Annotated in this window: 16 protein-coding genes; 10 read left to right on the forward strand and 6 right to left on the reverse strand. The window is 37.6% G+C overall.

The window, feature by feature from the left end; all coding sequences use genetic code 11:
* Window positions 1-26 precede the first annotated feature (26 nt).
* Window positions 27-1,694, reverse strand: a complete 1,668-nt coding sequence (locus tag LKF16_RS01925) for an Rqc2 family fibronectin-binding protein (RefSeq protein ID WP_291468149.1) — start codon at window positions 1,692-1,694, stop codon at window positions 27-29.
* Between the two features lie 201 nt (window positions 1,695-1,895).
* Here LKF16_RS01925 and LKF16_RS01930 point away from each other — a divergent pair, with 201 nt between their 5' ends.
* The 4 genes from LKF16_RS01930 to LKF16_RS01945 are packed head-to-tail and all read left to right on the forward strand — an operon-like array spanning window position 1,896 to window position 6,343.
* A complete protein-coding gene (locus LKF16_RS01930; RefSeq protein ID WP_291468151.1) occupies window positions 1,896-2,762 on the forward strand; it encodes a DegV family protein in 867 nt (288 codons plus the stop codon).
* Window positions 2,763-2,804: 42 nt separating this feature from the next.
* The gene (locus LKF16_RS01935) at window positions 2,805-4,007 is read left to right on the forward strand and encodes a CAP domain-containing protein (RefSeq protein WP_291468153.1); all 1,203 of its coding nucleotides are present in this window, start codon (window positions 2,805-2,807) and stop codon (window positions 4,005-4,007) included.
* A 53-nt stretch (window positions 4,008-4,060) separates the two neighbouring features.
* Complete coding sequence (locus LKF16_RS01940) at window positions 4,061-4,525, forward strand: hypothetical protein (RefSeq protein WP_291468155.1); 465 nt, start codon at window positions 4,061-4,063, stop codon at window positions 4,523-4,525.
* A gap of 30 nt (window positions 4,526-4,555) precedes the next feature.
* Window positions 4,556-6,343 carry a DUF2207 domain-containing protein gene (locus LKF16_RS01945; RefSeq protein ID WP_291468157.1) on the forward strand — a complete coding sequence of 596 codons (1,788 nt, stop codon included), beginning with the start codon at window positions 4,556-4,558 and terminating at the stop codon, window positions 6,341-6,343.
* A gap of 205 nt (window positions 6,344-6,548) precedes the next feature.
* Here the strand turns inward: LKF16_RS01945 and LKF16_RS01950 are convergent, their stop codons facing one another.
* Window positions 6,549-7,727 carry an amidohydrolase gene (locus LKF16_RS01950; protein ID WP_291468160.1) on the reverse strand — a complete coding sequence of 393 codons (1,179 nt, stop codon included), beginning with the start codon at window positions 7,725-7,727 and terminating at the stop codon, window positions 6,549-6,551.
* A gap of 689 nt (window positions 7,728-8,416) precedes the next feature.
* Here LKF16_RS01950 and LKF16_RS01955 point away from each other — a divergent pair.
* Both LKF16_RS01955 and LKF16_RS01960 read left to right on the forward strand, forming a co-directional pair.
* Window positions 8,417-9,115, forward strand: coding sequence for an LPXTG cell wall anchor domain-containing protein (locus LKF16_RS01955; RefSeq protein ID WP_291468162.1), 699 nt, complete (start codon window positions 8,417-8,419; stop codon window positions 9,113-9,115).
* Window positions 9,116-9,480: 365 nt separating this feature from the next.
* A complete protein-coding gene (locus LKF16_RS01960; protein WP_291468164.1) occupies window positions 9,481-9,705 on the forward strand; it encodes a hypothetical protein in 225 nt (74 codons plus the stop codon).
* A gap of 43 nt (window positions 9,706-9,748) precedes the next feature.
* On the opposite strand, the gene LKF16_RS01965 is transcribed toward LKF16_RS01960, so the two are convergent.
* The 3 genes from LKF16_RS01965 to recQ form a co-directional block, all read right to left on the reverse strand.
* Window positions 9,749-10,366, reverse strand: a complete 618-nt coding sequence (locus LKF16_RS01965; protein ID WP_291468165.1) for a sugar O-acetyltransferase — start codon at window positions 10,364-10,366, stop codon at window positions 9,749-9,751.
* A gap of 208 nt (window positions 10,367-10,574) precedes the next feature.
* Window positions 10,575-11,438, reverse strand: a complete 864-nt coding sequence (locus LKF16_RS01970; RefSeq protein ID WP_291468166.1) for a metallophosphoesterase family protein — start codon at window positions 11,436-11,438, stop codon at window positions 10,575-10,577.
* Window positions 11,439-11,507: 69 nt separating this feature from the next.
* A complete protein-coding gene (recQ, locus tag LKF16_RS01975) occupies window positions 11,508-13,301 on the reverse strand; it encodes a DNA helicase RecQ (RefSeq protein WP_434735153.1) in 1,794 nt (597 codons plus the stop codon).
* 183 nt (window positions 13,302-13,484) lie between these two features.
* Here recQ and LKF16_RS01980 point away from each other — a divergent pair, with 183 nt between their 5' ends.
* Window positions 13,485-14,546 carry an acyltransferase gene (locus LKF16_RS01980; protein WP_291468167.1) on the forward strand — a complete coding sequence of 354 codons (1,062 nt, stop codon included), beginning with the start codon at window positions 13,485-13,487 and terminating at the stop codon, window positions 14,544-14,546.
* Here the strand turns inward: LKF16_RS01980 and LKF16_RS01985 are convergent.
* The gene (locus tag LKF16_RS01985; protein ID WP_291468168.1) at window positions 14,529-15,305 is read right to left on the reverse strand and encodes a Cof-type HAD-IIB family hydrolase; all 777 of its coding nucleotides are present in this window, start codon (window positions 15,303-15,305) and stop codon (window positions 14,529-14,531) included. The two genes, LKF16_RS01980 and LKF16_RS01985, sit on opposite strands and share 18 nt — an antisense overlap.
* A gap of 162 nt (window positions 15,306-15,467) precedes the next feature.
* Here LKF16_RS01985 and LKF16_RS01990 point away from each other — a divergent pair, with 162 nt between their 5' ends.
* The 3 genes from LKF16_RS01990 to murQ all read left to right on the forward strand — a co-directional run bounded on the left by LKF16_RS01990 (window position 15,468) and on the right by murQ (window position 18,483).
* A complete protein-coding gene (locus LKF16_RS01990; RefSeq protein ID WP_291468169.1) occupies window positions 15,468-16,373 on the forward strand; it encodes an L-lactate dehydrogenase in 906 nt (301 codons plus the stop codon).
* A 174-nt stretch (window positions 16,374-16,547) separates the two neighbouring features.
* Window positions 16,548-17,600, forward strand: coding sequence for a MupG family TIM beta-alpha barrel fold protein (locus LKF16_RS01995; protein WP_291468170.1), 1,053 nt, complete (start codon window positions 16,548-16,550; stop codon window positions 17,598-17,600).
* On the forward strand, window positions 17,587-18,483 hold the full coding sequence (gene murQ, locus LKF16_RS02000; protein WP_291468172.1) for an N-acetylmuramic acid 6-phosphate etherase: 897 nt from the start codon (window positions 17,587-17,589) through the stop codon (window positions 18,481-18,483). Before LKF16_RS01995 ends, murQ begins: the two co-directional genes overlap by 14 nt.

The following is an 18,483-nucleotide window of genomic DNA, read 5'->3' on the forward strand; positions in this document are numbered from 1 at the left end:
CTGCATCGATGGCAGATTCTGAACTTTTATTTTTGTCTCAATTTATCTACTAAATTACGATCTGGATCAACTAAGATCGTTGTTTGTCCCTCAAAAATTACGAAACCAGGTTTTGCTCCATTTGGTTTACGAATATTTCTAACTTGCAAATAATCAACAGGGACTTTGGCTGATTCCCGTGCTTTAGAATAATATGCAGCAATCGAAGCTGCTTCAACAATTGATTGTTCGTCTGGATCACTCGATTCTAAGATCACGTGAGAACCTGGCATATCCTTAACGTGGAACCAATAATGATTTTTTTGAGCTAATTTCATCGTTAATTGATCATTTTCAATGTTGTTTTTACCAACAACGACTGGGATACCATTAGAGGTTTCAAAACGTTCTCCGATAGTCTTCTTCTTTTTACGACGGGCGTGTTTCTTCTTCTTCTTGATATAGCCGGATTCTTCGAGTTCAGCAATGATTCCGTCAACATCTTCAATATCAACGTACTCAAGCGATGCCAGAACTGATTCCAAATAGTTAACTTCTGAAGTAGTTATTTCCAATTGCTCATTAATATGCGGAATTGAATTTTGCAACTTCCGGTAACGCTTGTAATAGCTTTGAGCATTTTCAGAAGGCGAAAATTCGGGATTAAGTTTGATTGTTACTTCTTCATTGTTGTAATAGTTAGTCAAAGTGATCGATTTTGAACCACGTTGAATTTGTGACATGTATGTAGTCAACAATTCTCCATACAGATTGTATTCGTCCATGATCTTGGTTTGTTTAAGCTGTTTATTAAGCTTTTTGATCTTGGATTTATCTTTTTTAAGGATAATACTCAAGCGATGGGTGACGCTTTTAGTCTGTTGTTCAATTCGGTCGATCCTGGCGCGATCTAAATAATAATTATCCAGTAATTCGGCTAGGGTAGGGTAGAAACCAACTAGGTTAGTCGTGTTTTTGTATTCGACTGGGAAAAAACCGAGTTTGTTGTTTTTTGATTGTTTAGCAGTATTTGGAGAAACCACCTCATCAAAACTATTAATAAACTCTTTTGGATCCTGTTTTGCCTGCATAATGCTAAGCAACTCATCTGAAGTATCTAGTCCGATACCTTCAAATTTATTTCTAATATCTGCTGCGGTCTCTAAGCCCTGAAAATCTCCATCTTCAGCCGCAAACGGATTCTGCTTGTGTTGTGAAGGTGGTAGTTGATACGTATCTCCCGGCAGTAAGCCTCTAAAACTATTGTTTTCGGGAGAAACACGTTTTACTAAATCAATAATTCTTCCATCGTCATTATTGACTAAGAAGATATTGCTGTGACGGCTCATGATCTCGATCGTCATCGTATAAGAGTGGATATCGCCTAATTCATTTTTAGCACTCAAATCGATGCTGACAACTCGGTCGTTGTTGAGTTGTCTAAATCCTTGAACGATGGCACTAGTAATATATTTTCTTAGCGACATGACAAAAGTCGATGGTTTAGCCGGATTTTCAAATGGTTGATTGGTTATTTGAATTCTGGCATAACTTGGATGTGCAGATAATAATAATTGTTGATTCTTACGTTCGCTCCGAATCGTTAAGATCAATTCGTTTGCAAAAGGTTGTTGAATTTTAGCAATTCGACCGCCTTTTAATTTTGTGTTTAATTCGTTTACCATTGAATGAGTAAACATTCCATCAAATGACATTAATTGTGACCTCTTAATAATTCTTTTTTTAATATGGAGATATTATAATTTGTTGCTATGAATGTGTTAATTCTTATTTTATACTTAATTTTGAATTAGGCATTGATTTTAGAGTGCGATAAATATATTATGCCTTTCATATGATATAATCAAATGGTTATACATCCATTATACGTGAGTAAACGAGGAATTGATAAATTTATGAAAATTGCCATTGTAACTGATAGCACGGCTTACTTGCCAACAGAAATAGTCGAGAGATACAACATCACTGTTGTGCCAATTGAAGTTGTGTTTGATACAAAGTCATATCGTGAAGATATCGACATAACAACGTCAGAATTTTACGATCTTTTACAAAAATCACCGGAATTACCTTCAACAGCACAGCCTCCAATTGGCGAAATGTTGAAACTTTACGACAATTTAGCAAAAGAAGGCTATGATGCGGTTATTTCAATTCATCTTGCCGCTTCGATCTCAGGATTTGTAAATAATCTTAAGAGTGCCGCCGAAACAGTCGAAAACATCAACGTAGTTGTGTACGACTCATGGATCACAGTTCGATTAATGGGTTACCTAGTTCAAGAAGCTGCCGAAATGGCCCAAGATGGAAAAGCCTTAAACGAGATCATCAAACGACTAAATATTTTACGAAACACCATCGACGAATCATTTGTTGTGAGTGATCTTAAGAACTTAGTTAAAGGTGGAAGACTTTCAAATGCTTCTGCCGTGATCGGAACAATGCTTAATATCAAGCCACTTTTGGAATTTGATTCAGTTAGTCACCACATTATTGCTTATGACAAGGTTCGTTCCTTGAAAAAAGCTAAGGGTAAAGCTGAAGACAAACTGAAAAAGGCAGTCAAGGAATCTGAATATCCATTACGTCTATTAGTGATTGATGGAGATGATAAGGAAGCTGGAGATGAATGGGCTGACCATTTACGTCAAAAGTATCCTGATCTAACCCTTGACCGATCATACTTTGGACCAGTCATCGGAGCTCATCTTGGTCGAGGAGCACTGGCAATTGCTTGGATCAGAGATTTTGATAAATCTTAATTTTACGGGATTATTTAGTGCTTAAATTTTATGGGGGATATTATGAAAATTAATAAGAGAAGTATTGCTGTACTTTTTTCAACTGCATTATTAATAACAACAACATTTGGCACAGCTGCAACTAGTTTTGCTGATACTACTACGTCTGACGCCACAACATCTACCGAACAAGTCCAAACAGCTAATCAAAGCTCAGCAAACGATTCTGCAACAACTGCCAAAACACAAGCAACTACAGCTGTTGATGCATCTGCAATCAAAACTGCTATGCTTTCTGAGATCAATGACCTACGTGCACAAAATGGTCTCAATGCTTTAACGGAAGTTGGCGTACTAAATAACTATGCGCAACAAAGAACTGATAGTTTTGCAGGTAATGGTACCGGTATTGACAACCATGTTGGCTGGGATTCAAGCAATATGGCTCCTTACAATTTAACAGCTGAAGAAAATATCGGCCAATTGCCATTGGGCACCTTATCAAATGATCCAACTGAAATCGCTAAGACGATAACTCAAGAATTTTATAACGAAAAAAATGACACGATTCCTAATTATGGACATCGCAAAAATATGCTGAACCCATACGTAGGTTATATCGGAATTGGTGTAACTATTGGTACTAACGGCATGATTTATTTTAGTCAAGAAATTGGAAACGATGCTACATATGCTGCAAAAAGTAGTTTTAATGACCGTAATGTATATTATTTAACTACCAAAAACGATTATGCAAATGCTTCTAAATACGCTTCAGTAGATGCTGAACGTAATAACTCGAATGCTGCTGCGGATTACCAAGCAAAGAGTGATAACAGCTATGTGTTCAGCGATATTCGTGGTGGAGCAAGCACACGAAATAGTTATGTAAATATGTACGATCGCGATGGCAAACTATATACTAACCTTCGACTAGCACCTGGAACCGATTGGGGATCTGACATTGTCGCTGTTATTAATGGTTCTTATTACTTACACGTCTCAAATAACGGTTTCGTTAAAGCCGCTGACGTGTTGCCTTGGGCAAGTTTTTTAGCTGGAAAAGTTATCACCGCAAACAACAACGCTGTTATTTACGATGATTACGGCAACCCAACATCCAGAACTGTTTCAACCGGTTCAAGATGGGCCACTGACCGTAGATCGATTGACTTTAATACTAACGTTAAATATTATCGAATCGGTACGAATGCCTGGTTACTCGAATCTGACTTAGTAAATACTAAAACAAATCCACTTGATTAAGAGATGCTGATGCATCTCTTTTTTAGTGAATCAATTATAGGGGAGATTTATTTTTGACTGAAATATTCGATGATTATATCCACAAAAGCGTAACAAAATATCGACTAAATACGAAATTATCCGATTGGTACCTTGCTAACAAATGGCCTTTGATCGTATTTTTCATTTTTCCAATCATTTTAGACTTAATATTCAATACTTTTGCTGTTTTTAGCATAATCAAAGGTATAATTATATTAATAATCATTTCCGTTTGGGTCTACTTGAAGTACCTTTTTATCAAACATGTACTGGTAGACCGAGACAAACTAATAAAGCCTTGGAAATACAATTTATATAATGCATTATTATGGGGATTAATAATTGCAATTTTAGCTATTCCTTCAACCTTGCAAGATACCTTCAATGGAAGTTTTATCTTAAATCTAGTTATTGTTTATATCTTTGGTGGCCTGTTTTCACTCATTTTTACTAGTTTAGAAATTCCAAGATTTAGAATCTATCTCAACGAAGAATAGAATAAGTTGTTTTTCCAAACAGGGGGATCTATGCGGAAAAACAACTTTTTATTTGCCATAATAATTTTATTTGCTACTTTTACATTCTTCTTGAATCACAATGAGTCACAAGCTAGCAGTTATTCGATCGACCAATATCAGACATTTGTGACCGTTAATTCTAATGGCAGTGCTGATGTTCGCCAGTTGATCAAGTATCACGTTTCCGGCAGCAAGAAGAATGTTGCCTTTAGTCAAAGTCTAAAAAAGGGTTCCAATCCTAGTTTAACGTCGATTCAACTTTTTGATGGGAAAAATGAGGTCCCTTTACGCTACGAAACCTCAGGGGATAACACTTATGATTCGGTGACTGGCGACCACCTGCTGGCGGCTAATATTCGGCATACTATCACTAACAATTCCGCAACTGCCATTTACAAATACCATGTTAAAAAATTCGTGACGAATTATTCCGATACTGCTGAAATATATTGGAGGGTAGTTGGTAATGATTGGGAAAAGAAGATCTCCCACGTAAAAGTTACTTATCAATTCCCAAAGAAAACTCTCAAATCAGTTAATATGTGGGTCAGCGGTCCGAGTGTGTACAATTTGAATAAGAACGAAAAAGCTGGTCAAATGAGTGTTTATATCTCTAAATTGACTAATCATCAACCACTAGACAACCGACTAATTTTTCCGGTGAGTTGGGTGCCTCAAAATAAAAATATCGTTCACCAAAACAAACGTCAGAACATTCTCAATCAACAGCATAAAATTGCACAACGAATAATTTTTAAAAAAGTCGTATTTTGGATGATTGCTGCTGCTTTTATCATTGTGACCGCCATAGTCTATCGGAACCGATTTAAACATTTAAATTACGATAAGTTTGATACCGATTATCAGCTAGGTGATTTACAAAATTGGTTTGATACACCTGACGTTTCTCCTAGCATGGCAAAAATAATTTTGACTAAAAATGAAACTGCTGATCTTTCTAGCTTTATTGGAGAATTAATGATTCAAGTAAAACGAAACCATCTGGGATTAAAACAATTATCTGATACTTATGAAATTTCTTTGATCAAAAAGCCTGATGATGAATTTTACGAATTTCTAGTCACTCGTGTTGGTGACGGAAAATCAGTAACGACCAAACAAATTGCTGAGTATCAAGGATTAGACCTCTGGTATGAATTTCAAAAATGGCGCCGTCGAGCAGCAATTGGTCGTTCAAAATACATTGACGAAAAAAATGATCATGTAAAATCAATGTTAGCTAGCTTAGCTTTGATGACGACTACGTTTGCTGCGATCCAGTTCATTTTAGTGCCGTTCTTGGCTCCTAGTTATTTGATTGCTACTGGAATAATTTGTGGCTTAGTAATAATCCTGAGCTGGTTTATTTTCTATCGTATAAATCGAAAAATAACCGTCTACACCTCCTTAGGACAACGCGAGGCAGCCGAAATAAAAGGATTCAAACATGTCTTGAAATCTATCTCATCTTTAAATTCTGCAAAAATAGGAGATTTGACGCTTTGGGAAGATGTTTTACCATATGCTGTCGCATTTGATCTATCATTAAAAGTCCTTGAAGATCTGCGGATAAATTTTGACACGTCACAATTGACTGATTCACCGTTGAGCATTTATTACGATACCAATCCTGCACTCGGATATGGCTTCATGATAAGCTTGGCTGACGCATTTTACTCCAACGATTTTATCAATCTTGGCGGTTCAAGCAATGATATCTCATCGATGGGTGTACCAACCGGTGGCCTCGGAGATTCATCTGGAATAGGTGGAGGTTCCAGTGGGGGACTTTCATAAGACACTTTAAAAAGCGTGCAACAAAACATGGTGCTTGATGGAATCAGCACATTGTTTGTGCCTGAGCATTAATGTAAAAGAGGATCTAATTCGTATTTTGAATTAGATCCTCTTCGTAGTTAAGCGGAGGGCGCTTTGTTTTGTCGCACGTTTATGCTGCATGTTTGTAGAAAATAGCAGTTATGTCACAGCCCTTTTAGAATACTTATAAATTTTGTAGAACTGCAGCACCCATGGCTTTAGCCGCAATAATTAAACAATCCTCATCCATATAGAAATTGGGACTATGATGCGGGTGATTGGCACCATCTTTAGTTTGACATCCAACGTAGAAAAAGCAGCTCGGACGATCTTGCGCAAAATAAGCAAAGTCTTCAGAGGGGTCTTGTGGACCGCAGTCAAAAATCTTCGTCAATTCAGGAATCTTTGCACCGTCTATTGCTGAAACGACCCTTTGCGTTAAATCAGGATCATTGTATAAGACGGGATAATTGTCATCGTAATCGATTTTAGATGTGACATTGAACATGTCGCAAATGCCATCCGCAATTTTTTCAATCCGTTCTCTGATCAGTTTTCTGGTTGACTCTTTCATGATCCTAACATCGCCTTTGAGTTCAACAGAGGCTTTGATAGCGTTATTTGATCCAACTCCATCAAATGATCCTATTGTTACGCTAGCTGTATCAAATGGGTCAATATTGCGTGATACAACCGTTTGTAATGCGGTAACAAAATAACTTCCCGCTACGATGGCATCTTTTGCTAGATGAGGCATTGAAGCATGTCCACCAGCCCCGGTAAATGTAATAGTAAAGCTGGCTCGTCCAGTTTGGGTTTCTTTTGTGTGATATGCAATCGTACCAGTGGGCATTGACGACATTACATGAGCCCCAATTACATTATCGACATCTTCTAAAACTCCAGCATCGATCATTGACTTGGCGCCACCTGGTGAGATCTCTTCAGCTGGTTGATGGATAATTCTAATTTTTCCATGCAGCTGATTCTTTAATTCATTTAATGTTTTCGCCAAAACCATCATATAAGCTGTGTGACCGTCGTGACCACAAGCATGCATAACACCAGAATTTTCTGACTTGAACGGCAAATCATTGTCTTCTTGGATAGCTAAAGCGTCAAAGTCGGCTCTTAGAGCAATCGTTTTGCCAGGTCGTCCAGAATCGATATCAACTACGATTCCGTATCCAGATCCATAGTTCTTAGTTTCAATTCCTAAATCGTGATAATAATTTTTGATATACTCAGCAGTATGCTGTTCCTTAAATGAGACCTCTGGATGCTGATGAAAATAACGTCTCAAATTGATAATTTCATCTTGATACCCATCTAATTTCGTGAACAATTCTTCCTCTAGTTTCATCTAATGTCCTCCTTGAAAACACCATTACATATACCCTAACACTACTTGATAGTAGAGTGGGGGGAACAATTATAGGACTTATTACTTCGCTTTTATTACAAGACTGCTTATATTCATGGTCAATATAAAAAGAAATATTGATGGTGACTAACAAAAAAATTTAATTAGCTCTGATCATGTTATTCCTGATTGGACTACAGCACTAGATATTGAAGGTTTAAATGCATTTTTAAATGACAATCCAATATTTTATACATACTCAAAATTTACCCAACTGTATAAATTATTCGTTAATGCTTATTGGAAATTCATCAGGGATAAAAACGTACATACCAGAAATGTGTAAAAAATTGCAAACTTAAAAAGGATATTTCTCAAATGTATAAAAGGAGAAATACCCTTTTATTTTTTATTAATATATTCATTGGTTGTTGCTGTAGTTTTGAGATAAAGTGGCATATTCTTATTACGAAACATGAATCATTATCGTTTTTTAGCTGGTGATTCTACTTAATAAGGGGGGGTTCCATTAATAAATAAATTTGGTAAAAAAGAACCCGGTTTTGTAATTCCAAGTTGAGGTAATCATCCCAATGGATGAATCAATTTTATATGTTATAGCTTCAAAATACTTGGATATAATGTTTTAGCGCTTAATTAATGATAGGGAAAAGGGAGAAATTTATATTATGTTTAATACATTACAAGGTAACAACGCTAAGAAAGCTGTTAAAATCAGTGTCATTACATTAGCATCAGCAGTCGTACTTTCAGTCCCATTTGTTGGAACCACCGTTAAAGCTGCAACCGTTGATGGTGCAGCCGCTAAGACAGAACAAGTATCACAAGAACCAGTACAAAAGCAAGAAACATATAAATCAGTATCAGTAACACCTAAAGCAACACAAGAAGTTACACCAGAACAAACAACACCTAAAACAACGGTAACACCTGTAACTTATAATGTTAATTATGGTTCAATAGCTAACGAAACTGATGATGTAAATGGTGGCGTATTTACAGGAGAATCACAAGATACAGGAGAATCACTAGATAATGGTATGGTAAAGAACCAAGATGGTTCATATGGTGTCAAACCTATTGAAAGTGACTTTACACATCAATGGGCACTTCCACATGATTCAGAAGGTTCAGAACCTGTCCAAGGTGCTGCTGCCCCAGCAACTAATTCTTCATCACGCGCAATAAAATCATCTACTACTCCTTCAGTTACTGGCCAATCAACATCATTATCAGCCCCAGCTTCACAATCAGGAATGAAGACGTTCCCTCAAACTGGTGAAGATCACAATCCCATCATTGGTGCTTTTGGTGGTTTATTAGCTGTTATCGCTTCAGTACTGGGATTCAAGAAACGTAACGCATAATTGTATATTAAAAACTTTTCTACAGACATTTTAAAACTTCAAAAATTAACATTAATGAGATTGGGAATACCCGGTCTCATTATTTATTTAAATTACTTAATAACTTTTAGTATTATGGGGATCGAGTGTATACAGATCCATTATTCATTTAAACGACAATTCAATCGATTTAATGGAAAGTACAAATGATTTTGTCAATAATTCCTGCTATAATTTCATCTAATTTTCTGCTTATTAAACCCATCGTATGTGCCCTAACAATTCTTGATAGTAGAGTGGGGGGACACCTTTTTAGAACTTATTACTTCACTTTTATTGTTAACCTGCTTATACTCATGGAGCAATATAAAAAAGGAGTATTGATGATGACTAACGAAAAGAATTTAATTAGCTCGGATGATGTTATTCCTGATTGGGCAACATCAATTGACATTGATGGTCTAAACGATTTTTTAAATGATAATCCAATTTTTCAAAAAACTAAACATCACACTTATACGCAGACAGAAATGGATAATAAACACAAGCTCTTAGTCAGTGCTTATTGGAAATTTCTCTTGGATAAAAAGGATCACACAAAGCAAATTTAAAAAGCAAATGAGATTGAATTTTACGATCTCATTTGCTTTTTTGTTATTTTAATTCATTCCAAGGTATTAGATGATTTTTGAAATAATATTTTTGATCATGCTCGTTGACTTCACGAAGCACTCGAGCTGGATTACCAACAGCGACAACATTGTCAGGCAGATTTTTGGTAACGATTGCTCCAGCACCAGCAATCACGTTATCACCAATTGTGATGCCTGGTAGTACGATTACGCCGGCACCAAGCCAACAATTTTTTCCAACATGGACAGAAGCATTGTATTGGTAGCCAGACTTTCTCAAATCTGGTTGAATTGGATGTCCAGCGGTAGCAATTGTCACATTTGGACCAATTAAAGTATAATCGCCAACATAAATGTGCGTATCGTCAACTAAAGTGAGATTAAAATTAGCATAGACATTTTTACCAAAATGCACGTGGCGACCGCCAAAGTTAGCATAAAATGGCGTTTCGATATAGCAATTTGGACCAATGTCAGCAAACATCTCTGACAAAAGAGCTTGTTTTTTTGCTGATTCTGAATGCCTTAGCTGATTGTAATCAAATAGTTGATCCATGTACTCAGCTTGTTTGTTTGATAATTCCGGATCATCTGGTAGATATAATTCTTCGGTGTGGAGTTTGTCGTGGTTTTCAGTCATAAATTGATCCTCTCAACAAAATTATTTGTGTTCTATGTTTTTTATTATCTCATGAGTTAGTGAGGATTGCGTCAGAGATTTTTGCTTGAGGGGAGAGCTAAATACGATGTAGATTCAATAATCATATTCAAGGTTACATAATATATATTATACGAAGTAACATTTTTGAGAAAAATAACCGACCTCGCGATCAGTTATCTGCCTAATATTAAAAATGATGTTTCCGTAACTTTTTAAAGTAATTAATAACGTCTTCTCGATATCCATATTGCTGATTATATTTTTTCAAGGAATCTAAATCATGTGTACTAGCTTTACCTGTATGCAGCAAATAATCATATAACTCGATATATGGCAACTGCAATTGCTTAGCTAAATCTAGTTCTGCTTTGACGTCGTATGAGGCGCGTTTAAAGGACACGTTCGAATATCCAGACGAATCAATGTCCAAGATGGCGTATTCTGCACGAAGATCATCGCTAAACTTTTGCCAACGTGTGTATGGTTCGCCAATCGATCCAGGGTTGATGATCATCTGGTCCTCAGAAGTCGTACGCATAACTTGATGATGCGTATGACCATAAAATGCCATATCGACCGAGTTATTTTCCACGAGCTCATCAAAGTTTCCTTGGATCTCGTAAGGCAACAGTTCATGTCCAGAATTCTTGAAGGTGAAGTTATGCGATAACTGGAGGTTCAGACCGTTGATCGTCAAATTTTTGTAGGTCGGTGCATTCTTTAATTGCTGATAATTTGCTACGGTCATGGTATCGGATAAGTATTCGACCATTCTAGCAACATGGATGTACCCGTCATTGTCAAAGTCGAGATACTTTTCATTGTCATGCATGATATGAATTACGATATCGTCCCAATTTCCACGAATAAACGCCGTTAAATTAAGGTTATTGAGCCGATCAAAGATATCATTTACTCCAGGTCCAGGAGTCAGAAGGTCGCCTAAAAACCAATATTCGGTAATATTTTCGGTTTGCAGCTGCTTTAAAACTGTATCCAATGCAGTCACATTGCCATGTATGTCAGATAAAATTGCAATTCTATGGTCCATGGTTCTTCCTCCTAGGTGTGGGATTTGTTTGTTTTAGATGTTTTCGTAAAACATTTATTCAAACAAATACTACGAAGCTTGATATTCTTTGATCTCGTGAATGAATTTGTCGCCATATCTTTCTAATTTGGCATGACCCACGCCAGAAACTGTCAAAAATTCTGAGCTATTTTTAGGCATGATCTGCGCCATATCACGTAATGTACGGTCAGAAAAAATCACAAACGGCGGAACGTCAGCTGCATGCGCCAAATTAAGTCGCAATTTACGGAGGCGTTCGAATAATTGTTGATCGTAATTGCCATCATCATCCATGATCGGACGTCTAGCTTGTGTGATTTTCGTCTCTCGACGTTTAACTTCTAACTCGCCCTTGAGTACTTTTAATCCCTTGTGCGTCAACTGGATCAACGGATAAGGTCCTTCAGAAGTTCTCAAATAATCATTGGCAGTCAAAAAATCGATGAACTCTTCAATAAACTTCAAAGTTTCATCGTGCATTAGCCCAAAAGTACTTAATTTACCGAAATTGCGCCAGTCATTTGCAACATCAGGCTTGCCTGCTAACACGCTTGAAACAGTCTTTTTACCATACTTTTGGTCCATTCTGACGACACAGCTCAAAGCCTTTTGAGTTTCTGAAGTCACATCATGTTCTGGCCTTTCATCCAAACAATTCGAGCAATGGCCACAAGGCTCAGTTTTGGTTTCACCAAAATACTTCAGGATATAATTCATCAAACAAAGTTCTGTTTGAGCATATTGATTCATTTCGCGAAGTTTCTCAGTCAAACTTTGCTTGTACTCATCATCTGCATCTGACTGTTCGATAAAGAAACGGTGAAGTCGCAGATCTGCTGGAGAATACAGCAAGATAGCCTCAGATGGTAAACCATCACGCCCTGCCCTACCTACTTCCTGGTAGTAACTTTCGATCGTACCGGGGATAGAATAGTGGATCACATAGCGGACGTTAGTCTTGTTGATTCCCATACCAAACGCATTAGTAGCAATGATCACATCAACTTCATCAAATAAAAATGCTTCTTGCATTTGGTGACGCACATCATCGTCTAAACCGGCATGATATTTACCAACTTTGACACCCTTTTCTTTTAGATCCTCGTAAATTTTTTCAACATCTTTTCGCTTACCAGCATAGATGATTCCCGCTTCTCCAGGATGAGCTTGAACGTACTCTAAAATATAACGTGGTTTATTGACTCCACGTTCAATTTTCAAAGCTAAATTAGACCTTTCAAAACCAGTTTTGACAACATCAGCTGCATCGATGCCTAAAATATTCATCAAATCCTCTTGCACACGGTTAGTCGCAGTAGCCGTCAAAGCTAAAATTGGTGGATTCGTTGGCAATTGATTCAAAGGTTCAATGATATTCAAATAGCTCGGACGAAAATCATGTCCCCAAGAAGATAAGACGTGAGCTTCATCGACGGCAATTAAATCAATTGGCAGATTTGTCAGCCAATTAGAAAAATCCGGATTCTCGATCCGTTCAGGAGCAACGTACAGTAGTTTGACGGCCCCAGATTCGATATACCGCATTCTTTCATTTGCTTCAATGTAATTTAACGTACTATTAATAAAAGTTGCTGGAATATTCATTTCGTTAAGTCCATCAACCTGGTCTTTCATTAACGAGATCAATGGCGAGACCACTAAAGTAACACCTGAAAACATCAAGGCTGGGATCTGGTAGCAAACTGATTTCCCGCCACCAGTTGGCATAATGCCTAAAGTTCTTTTACCATCAAGGACGTTTTGAATTATCTGGAGTTGTCCAGGTCGAAATTCATCGTATCCGAAAGTGTCTTTTAATATTTCATTTGGACTGCTAATCATGAAGACTCCTTAAACATAATTCTTCGTCGTTTGAAAACAACGCCATTGGTTGCATGAAAACTGCAACTATATAATAATAGAATATCATTAACCGACGCAGTTAGTCGACGAAGTAAACTCATCAAAATAATCGAGGTAATCAAGATCCAAACTCAAATTGAAAAAGCCGATGTTGGCGACTTTATGAAGGTATTTGCTTGTACAGCAGTTATCCTCCAATCTGTCCTAGCTTTTGGGATCACGAAAGATCCTTCACAGTTAAGTCAAAGTCTGATCGGCATTATTTACAACTTAGTCAAATTTACGGCACCAGTCTTTATCTTTGGCATTTTATACACCACGATTCGTACCACGCCGGATCAAGAAGAACGTGACTGGATAAATTACGCTAAAAATCAGTGGTCTGCTTTGTTTGTCCCGACGATTTATTGGACATTGATCTATCTAATACTGATACCATCAGTTCAGCAAAAACATCCCTACAATGATCTAGTTAGCTTTTTGTGGCAATTCGTTAATGGCAATGCTGCACCGCACCTTTGGTACAACACGATGATGTTGCAATTTATCATCTTAATGCCGCTATTTGTCTGGATCTACGATCAAAGTATTCGCTCAACCAAATTTTCTCTAATATTTTTCATTGTGGCTACATTGTTGTTCTTGACCTGGATCGGTTTTTATTACGAAAACATCTTTACTGGCAAGCTATCTAACGAGCTGTACTTGTTTGATCGAGTCTTTATCAGCTTTTTCATTTATGCGCTCTTAGGCCTAATGTTCGTCAGATACCAAAATTTCTGCAAAAAAATTTTGACAAAATATTTATGGCTAGTCGTGATAATATTCGCAGTATCATTTCTGTACATCAACTGGGAACTAGCTAAATTCGGTTATCCAGTCAAATTGTCAAATGCACCGTATTACAAATATTCGATGGTTGTTTATGACCTTTCGATAATTTTTTTGATAGCGGGACTAGCCTATTACTTGATCGAACGACAGAGTAAAATTTTACCTCTGATCCATTTCCTCAGTCAATACGCATATCGAGCCTATTTATCCAATGTCTTCTGGCTTTTTATTATCTGGAAATTGCTTGACCTAAATACAAAGTCAACCAACGTCTGGTCAGCAATCATCGTCAGCTATTGCTTTACTTGGCTGTTGTCATTTGCTTCAGCTTACTCATTTCACGAAGCCTGGCAATGGCTCAAACAGCATTTATTACAGATCAAGATTTAAGACGGCGTTTAAAATGCCGTCTTTTTTAATATCAGAAGTAACATAGTCAGCCGCCTTTTGCACATATTCATCAGCATTGCCCATGGCAACTGAATAACCCACGCAATCAAACATTTCTAGATCGTTTTCCTCATCGCCAAACGCAATTGCATTGTCTGGGTCAATTTGAATCTGCTGCAAAAATTTTCTCACGCCGACAGCCTTATTAGATTGAGCCTTGGTAATATCGTAAACAGTCGGAGCAACTTTGACAGCTTTTGCACCAACAGTTTTTAATTGTACCTGTTGGTCTGGTTTGTTTTTGCGGTAGATCATCTGAATGACTTTTTCTGGCAACGTCCCATCAGCAATTTCGACTAGGTCCATGGAACTATCAGGTTCAAACGTATTAGAGCGATGTTTGTACAGAATATCTGCTGTTTCAAAACAGAATGGCACTTGTTGTTGATTCAGTTCGGAGACGATAGACCTTAATTGTCCGTCCTCAAAATAATCCTCCATGATTATTTGACCAGATAATTCAACGAATCGGCCATTATTGGCGATCAAATTATTCAACTCTAATTCCGTCAATAATTCCTTGATCATCCCTCGATTTCTCCCGGTGGCAATAACTGGCAATATCTGATGTTTTTTGAGGATCTTGATAGCCTTTTTGGCAGAATCTGGAACTCGATCTAGTATCGAGGTATTTTGACCATGATTATGAGTAGCCAAAGTTCCATCCACATCAAAAAAAGCGACTTGAATTTTTTTCATGTTTTTCCTTCATCTAAATAATATTAATTCAATTATATCCAAGATTAAGAGTAAATTGTATTTTTTCAAAATTAGTTTCCCCCTAATTTAGTTGACATTTTATTAAAAATAGACCAAGATATTTTTATTCAGCTTTAATATATCTTCTAAGGGGTGCTTTTAATGAGTAAAGTTGCAATTATTGGTTTAGGCCATGTTGGCAGTACAACAGCCTACACTTTGGTCAGTCGTGATTTGATCGATGAACTAGTATTATTTGATAAACATGAGAAAATCGTGACCGCCCAATATAAAGATCTTAAAGATGGCCAAGTCGGATTAAATTCACATGTTGATATCATCCGTCCTGATTTGTCAGAGCTAAAAGATACCGACATTATCATTTTTTCAGCCGGAAAAATTGCTGTTCAACAAGGAAGCGGAAATCGTTTCGACGAATTGAACTATACTAAAAAAGTTGCTGAAGAATGGGGACCAAAGATCAAAGAATCTGGCTTTAACGGCATCTTGATCAACATCACTAATCCTTGCGATGTAATTGCCAGACATTTGCAAGAATTGTCAGGACTTCCTAAAAATCATGTCTTCGGAACTGGTACTTCCTTAGACACCGCTCGGATGAAACAAGCCGTCAGCGATAAGTTGGGCGTGCATGCCAACAGTGTTCACGGTCATGTCTTTGGTGAACATGGTATGACGCAATTTGTTCCTTGGACAAAGGTCAGAATTGAAAACACCATCCTGTCAGATAAGTTGACTCAAGAAGAACAAGATGATCTTGAGAACCAAGCTAAGCAAAACGGCGTAGATATTTTCTTCGGCAAAGGCTTTACTTGCTACGGAATCGCTAATCAAGCTGCTTTGATCGTCCAAACTGTGCTTAGCGACAGTAAAAAAGTTATGCCAGTGTCTGTCTTTAATGAACAAGAAGGCATTTACATTGGCGAACCTGCTATGATCGGTGCAGATGGCATTGAAAAGATCTATCCACTCGATTTCACAGATAAAGAACAAGCCAAATGGGACGCATCAGTTGCCAGTATCAAGGAAATGTATGCTGCAATTTAATTGATTTATTTAAAATATAATGTACGTAGCTATCAAATCAGGTCGATTTTTCGACCTGATTTTTTTTGCGTAATAATAATATTTCATAATTTAATATATTTTTAAACAATTATTGAAATATTGTTTCTTAAGGAATATTCTGTCTTTGTTAAAACGCTTACAGGGGTGATGTTTATGCTGGGATTTTCGTATTACTTAAATGATCCAATCGATACAAAAGCACAAATGTACTTTCAACAGATGGCCGATCACGGTTTTGAAGAAGTTTTTACTTCTTTGCATATACCAGAAGATGATCCGCAAGTTAAAACCAAACGCATGCAACAATTGATGCAGCTGGCTGAAAATGATGGTCTGAGCGTTGTCGTCGATGTCGATAAAGATTCATTGAAGTACTTGCCGCATAATTTAACGGCGAAACTAACCTTAAGATTAGACGATGGCTTTTCACCTGAGGATATTCGCGATATCAGCCAAGAAATGCCGATTGCGTTAAATGCTAGTACCATCAACAAAGATTTGTATTCACAGCTGCATGAATATCAGGTGGATTTTTCACGAATAGAGGCCTGGCACAATTTTTATCCGCGGCCAGAAACCGGTTTGGGGATCGACTGGTTTGCTAAAAGAAATCGTTGGCTAAAATCGTTGGGCTTTAAGACTCAAGCATTCATACCTGGTGACCAGCATTTGCGAGGACCATTAAAGCTCGGTCTCCCTACCCTAGAATCGCAACGAAACAAAAATCCTTTAGCCAACACGATCCAACTACTTGAACTCGGAACTGATAAAGTCTTTATCGGAGACCCAGGACTTTCAACCTCGATGCAGCATAAGTTCAAACAATATTTCGTTCAACACTGCCTAGTTTTGGATTATCAAGCATTTGACGAAACTGTTTTATCTGAGTTGCCAGATATCTTGCACAATCGCTTAGATCCCGCATTAGACGTTATTCGTATTGTTGAAGGACGACAAAGACGGGTTCCAAACATCCCTGCTCAAAATAACGTTGAACGGTCAATCGGTGCTATCACTGTCGACAACGAATTATACGGTCGCTACATGGGAGAATTACAAATTGTTAAAACCAATCTGCCAGGTGATGAAAAAGTCAATGTGATTGGATCCATCACCAAAACCGATCAGTCGCTTTTACAATATGTTGGCGCAGGTCAAAAAATCTTTTTAAATAAATTATCAGGGGGAAATGATGGATCTATCTAAATTATCAACCGAACAAAGAAATCCGAAGTCAATGAACTTAGATCAGATGAGTACCAGCGAGATCTTGCACGTGATGAATCAAGAAGATCACAAGGTCCCCCAGCAGATCCGAAAATCATTGCCGCAGATCGATGAAGCTGTAAAACAGATTATCCACAGTTTCAAACTTGGCGGCAGATTGATTTATTTAGGTGCTGGGACTAGTGGCCGTTTAGGTGTTCTAGATGCTGCTGAATGCGTACCGACTTTTGGAACTGATCCAGACATGGTTCAAGGTCTAATTGCCGGAGGTCCTACTGCGATGACAGTCGCGGTCGAAGGTGCAGAAGATTCGCTGACACTAGCACAAACAGATCTTGAAAAAATCAATTTGAGCAGTACGGACTGTGTCGTTGGTATTGCCGCAAGTGGCCGGACGCCTTATGTGATCGGCGGATTAAAGTTTGCCAATGATTCTTTGGCAACAACGATCAGTATTGCTTGTTCCAATGATTCCGAGATCGGAAAAATTGCCAAATATCCGATCGAAGTGGTATCCGGACCCGAAGTTTTGACTGGATCGACACGTTTAAAAGCTGGTACGACTCAAAAGTTGATCTTAAACATGCTTTCAACTACGGCAATGATCAAGATCGGCAAGGTCTACCAGAATTTGATGGTCGATGTCAAACCGACCAACGAAAAATTAGTTGAACGCGCCAAACGGATCATCGTCACTGCTACTGATTGCGAGTACTCTGACGCAGAAATTGCGCTTAAACAAGCAAACAATGATGTTAAAGTTGCGATCATCATGATCCTAACTGGGAGTTCGGCTGAATCAGCTAAGAACAAATTATCGAAAAACCAAGGCTTTGTTAGAAAGTCGATCGAGGGGGAATAA

This window comes from Companilactobacillus sp. (assembly GCF_022484265.1).
Lineage (GTDB): Bacteria > Bacillota > Bacilli > Lactobacillales > Lactobacillaceae > Companilactobacillus.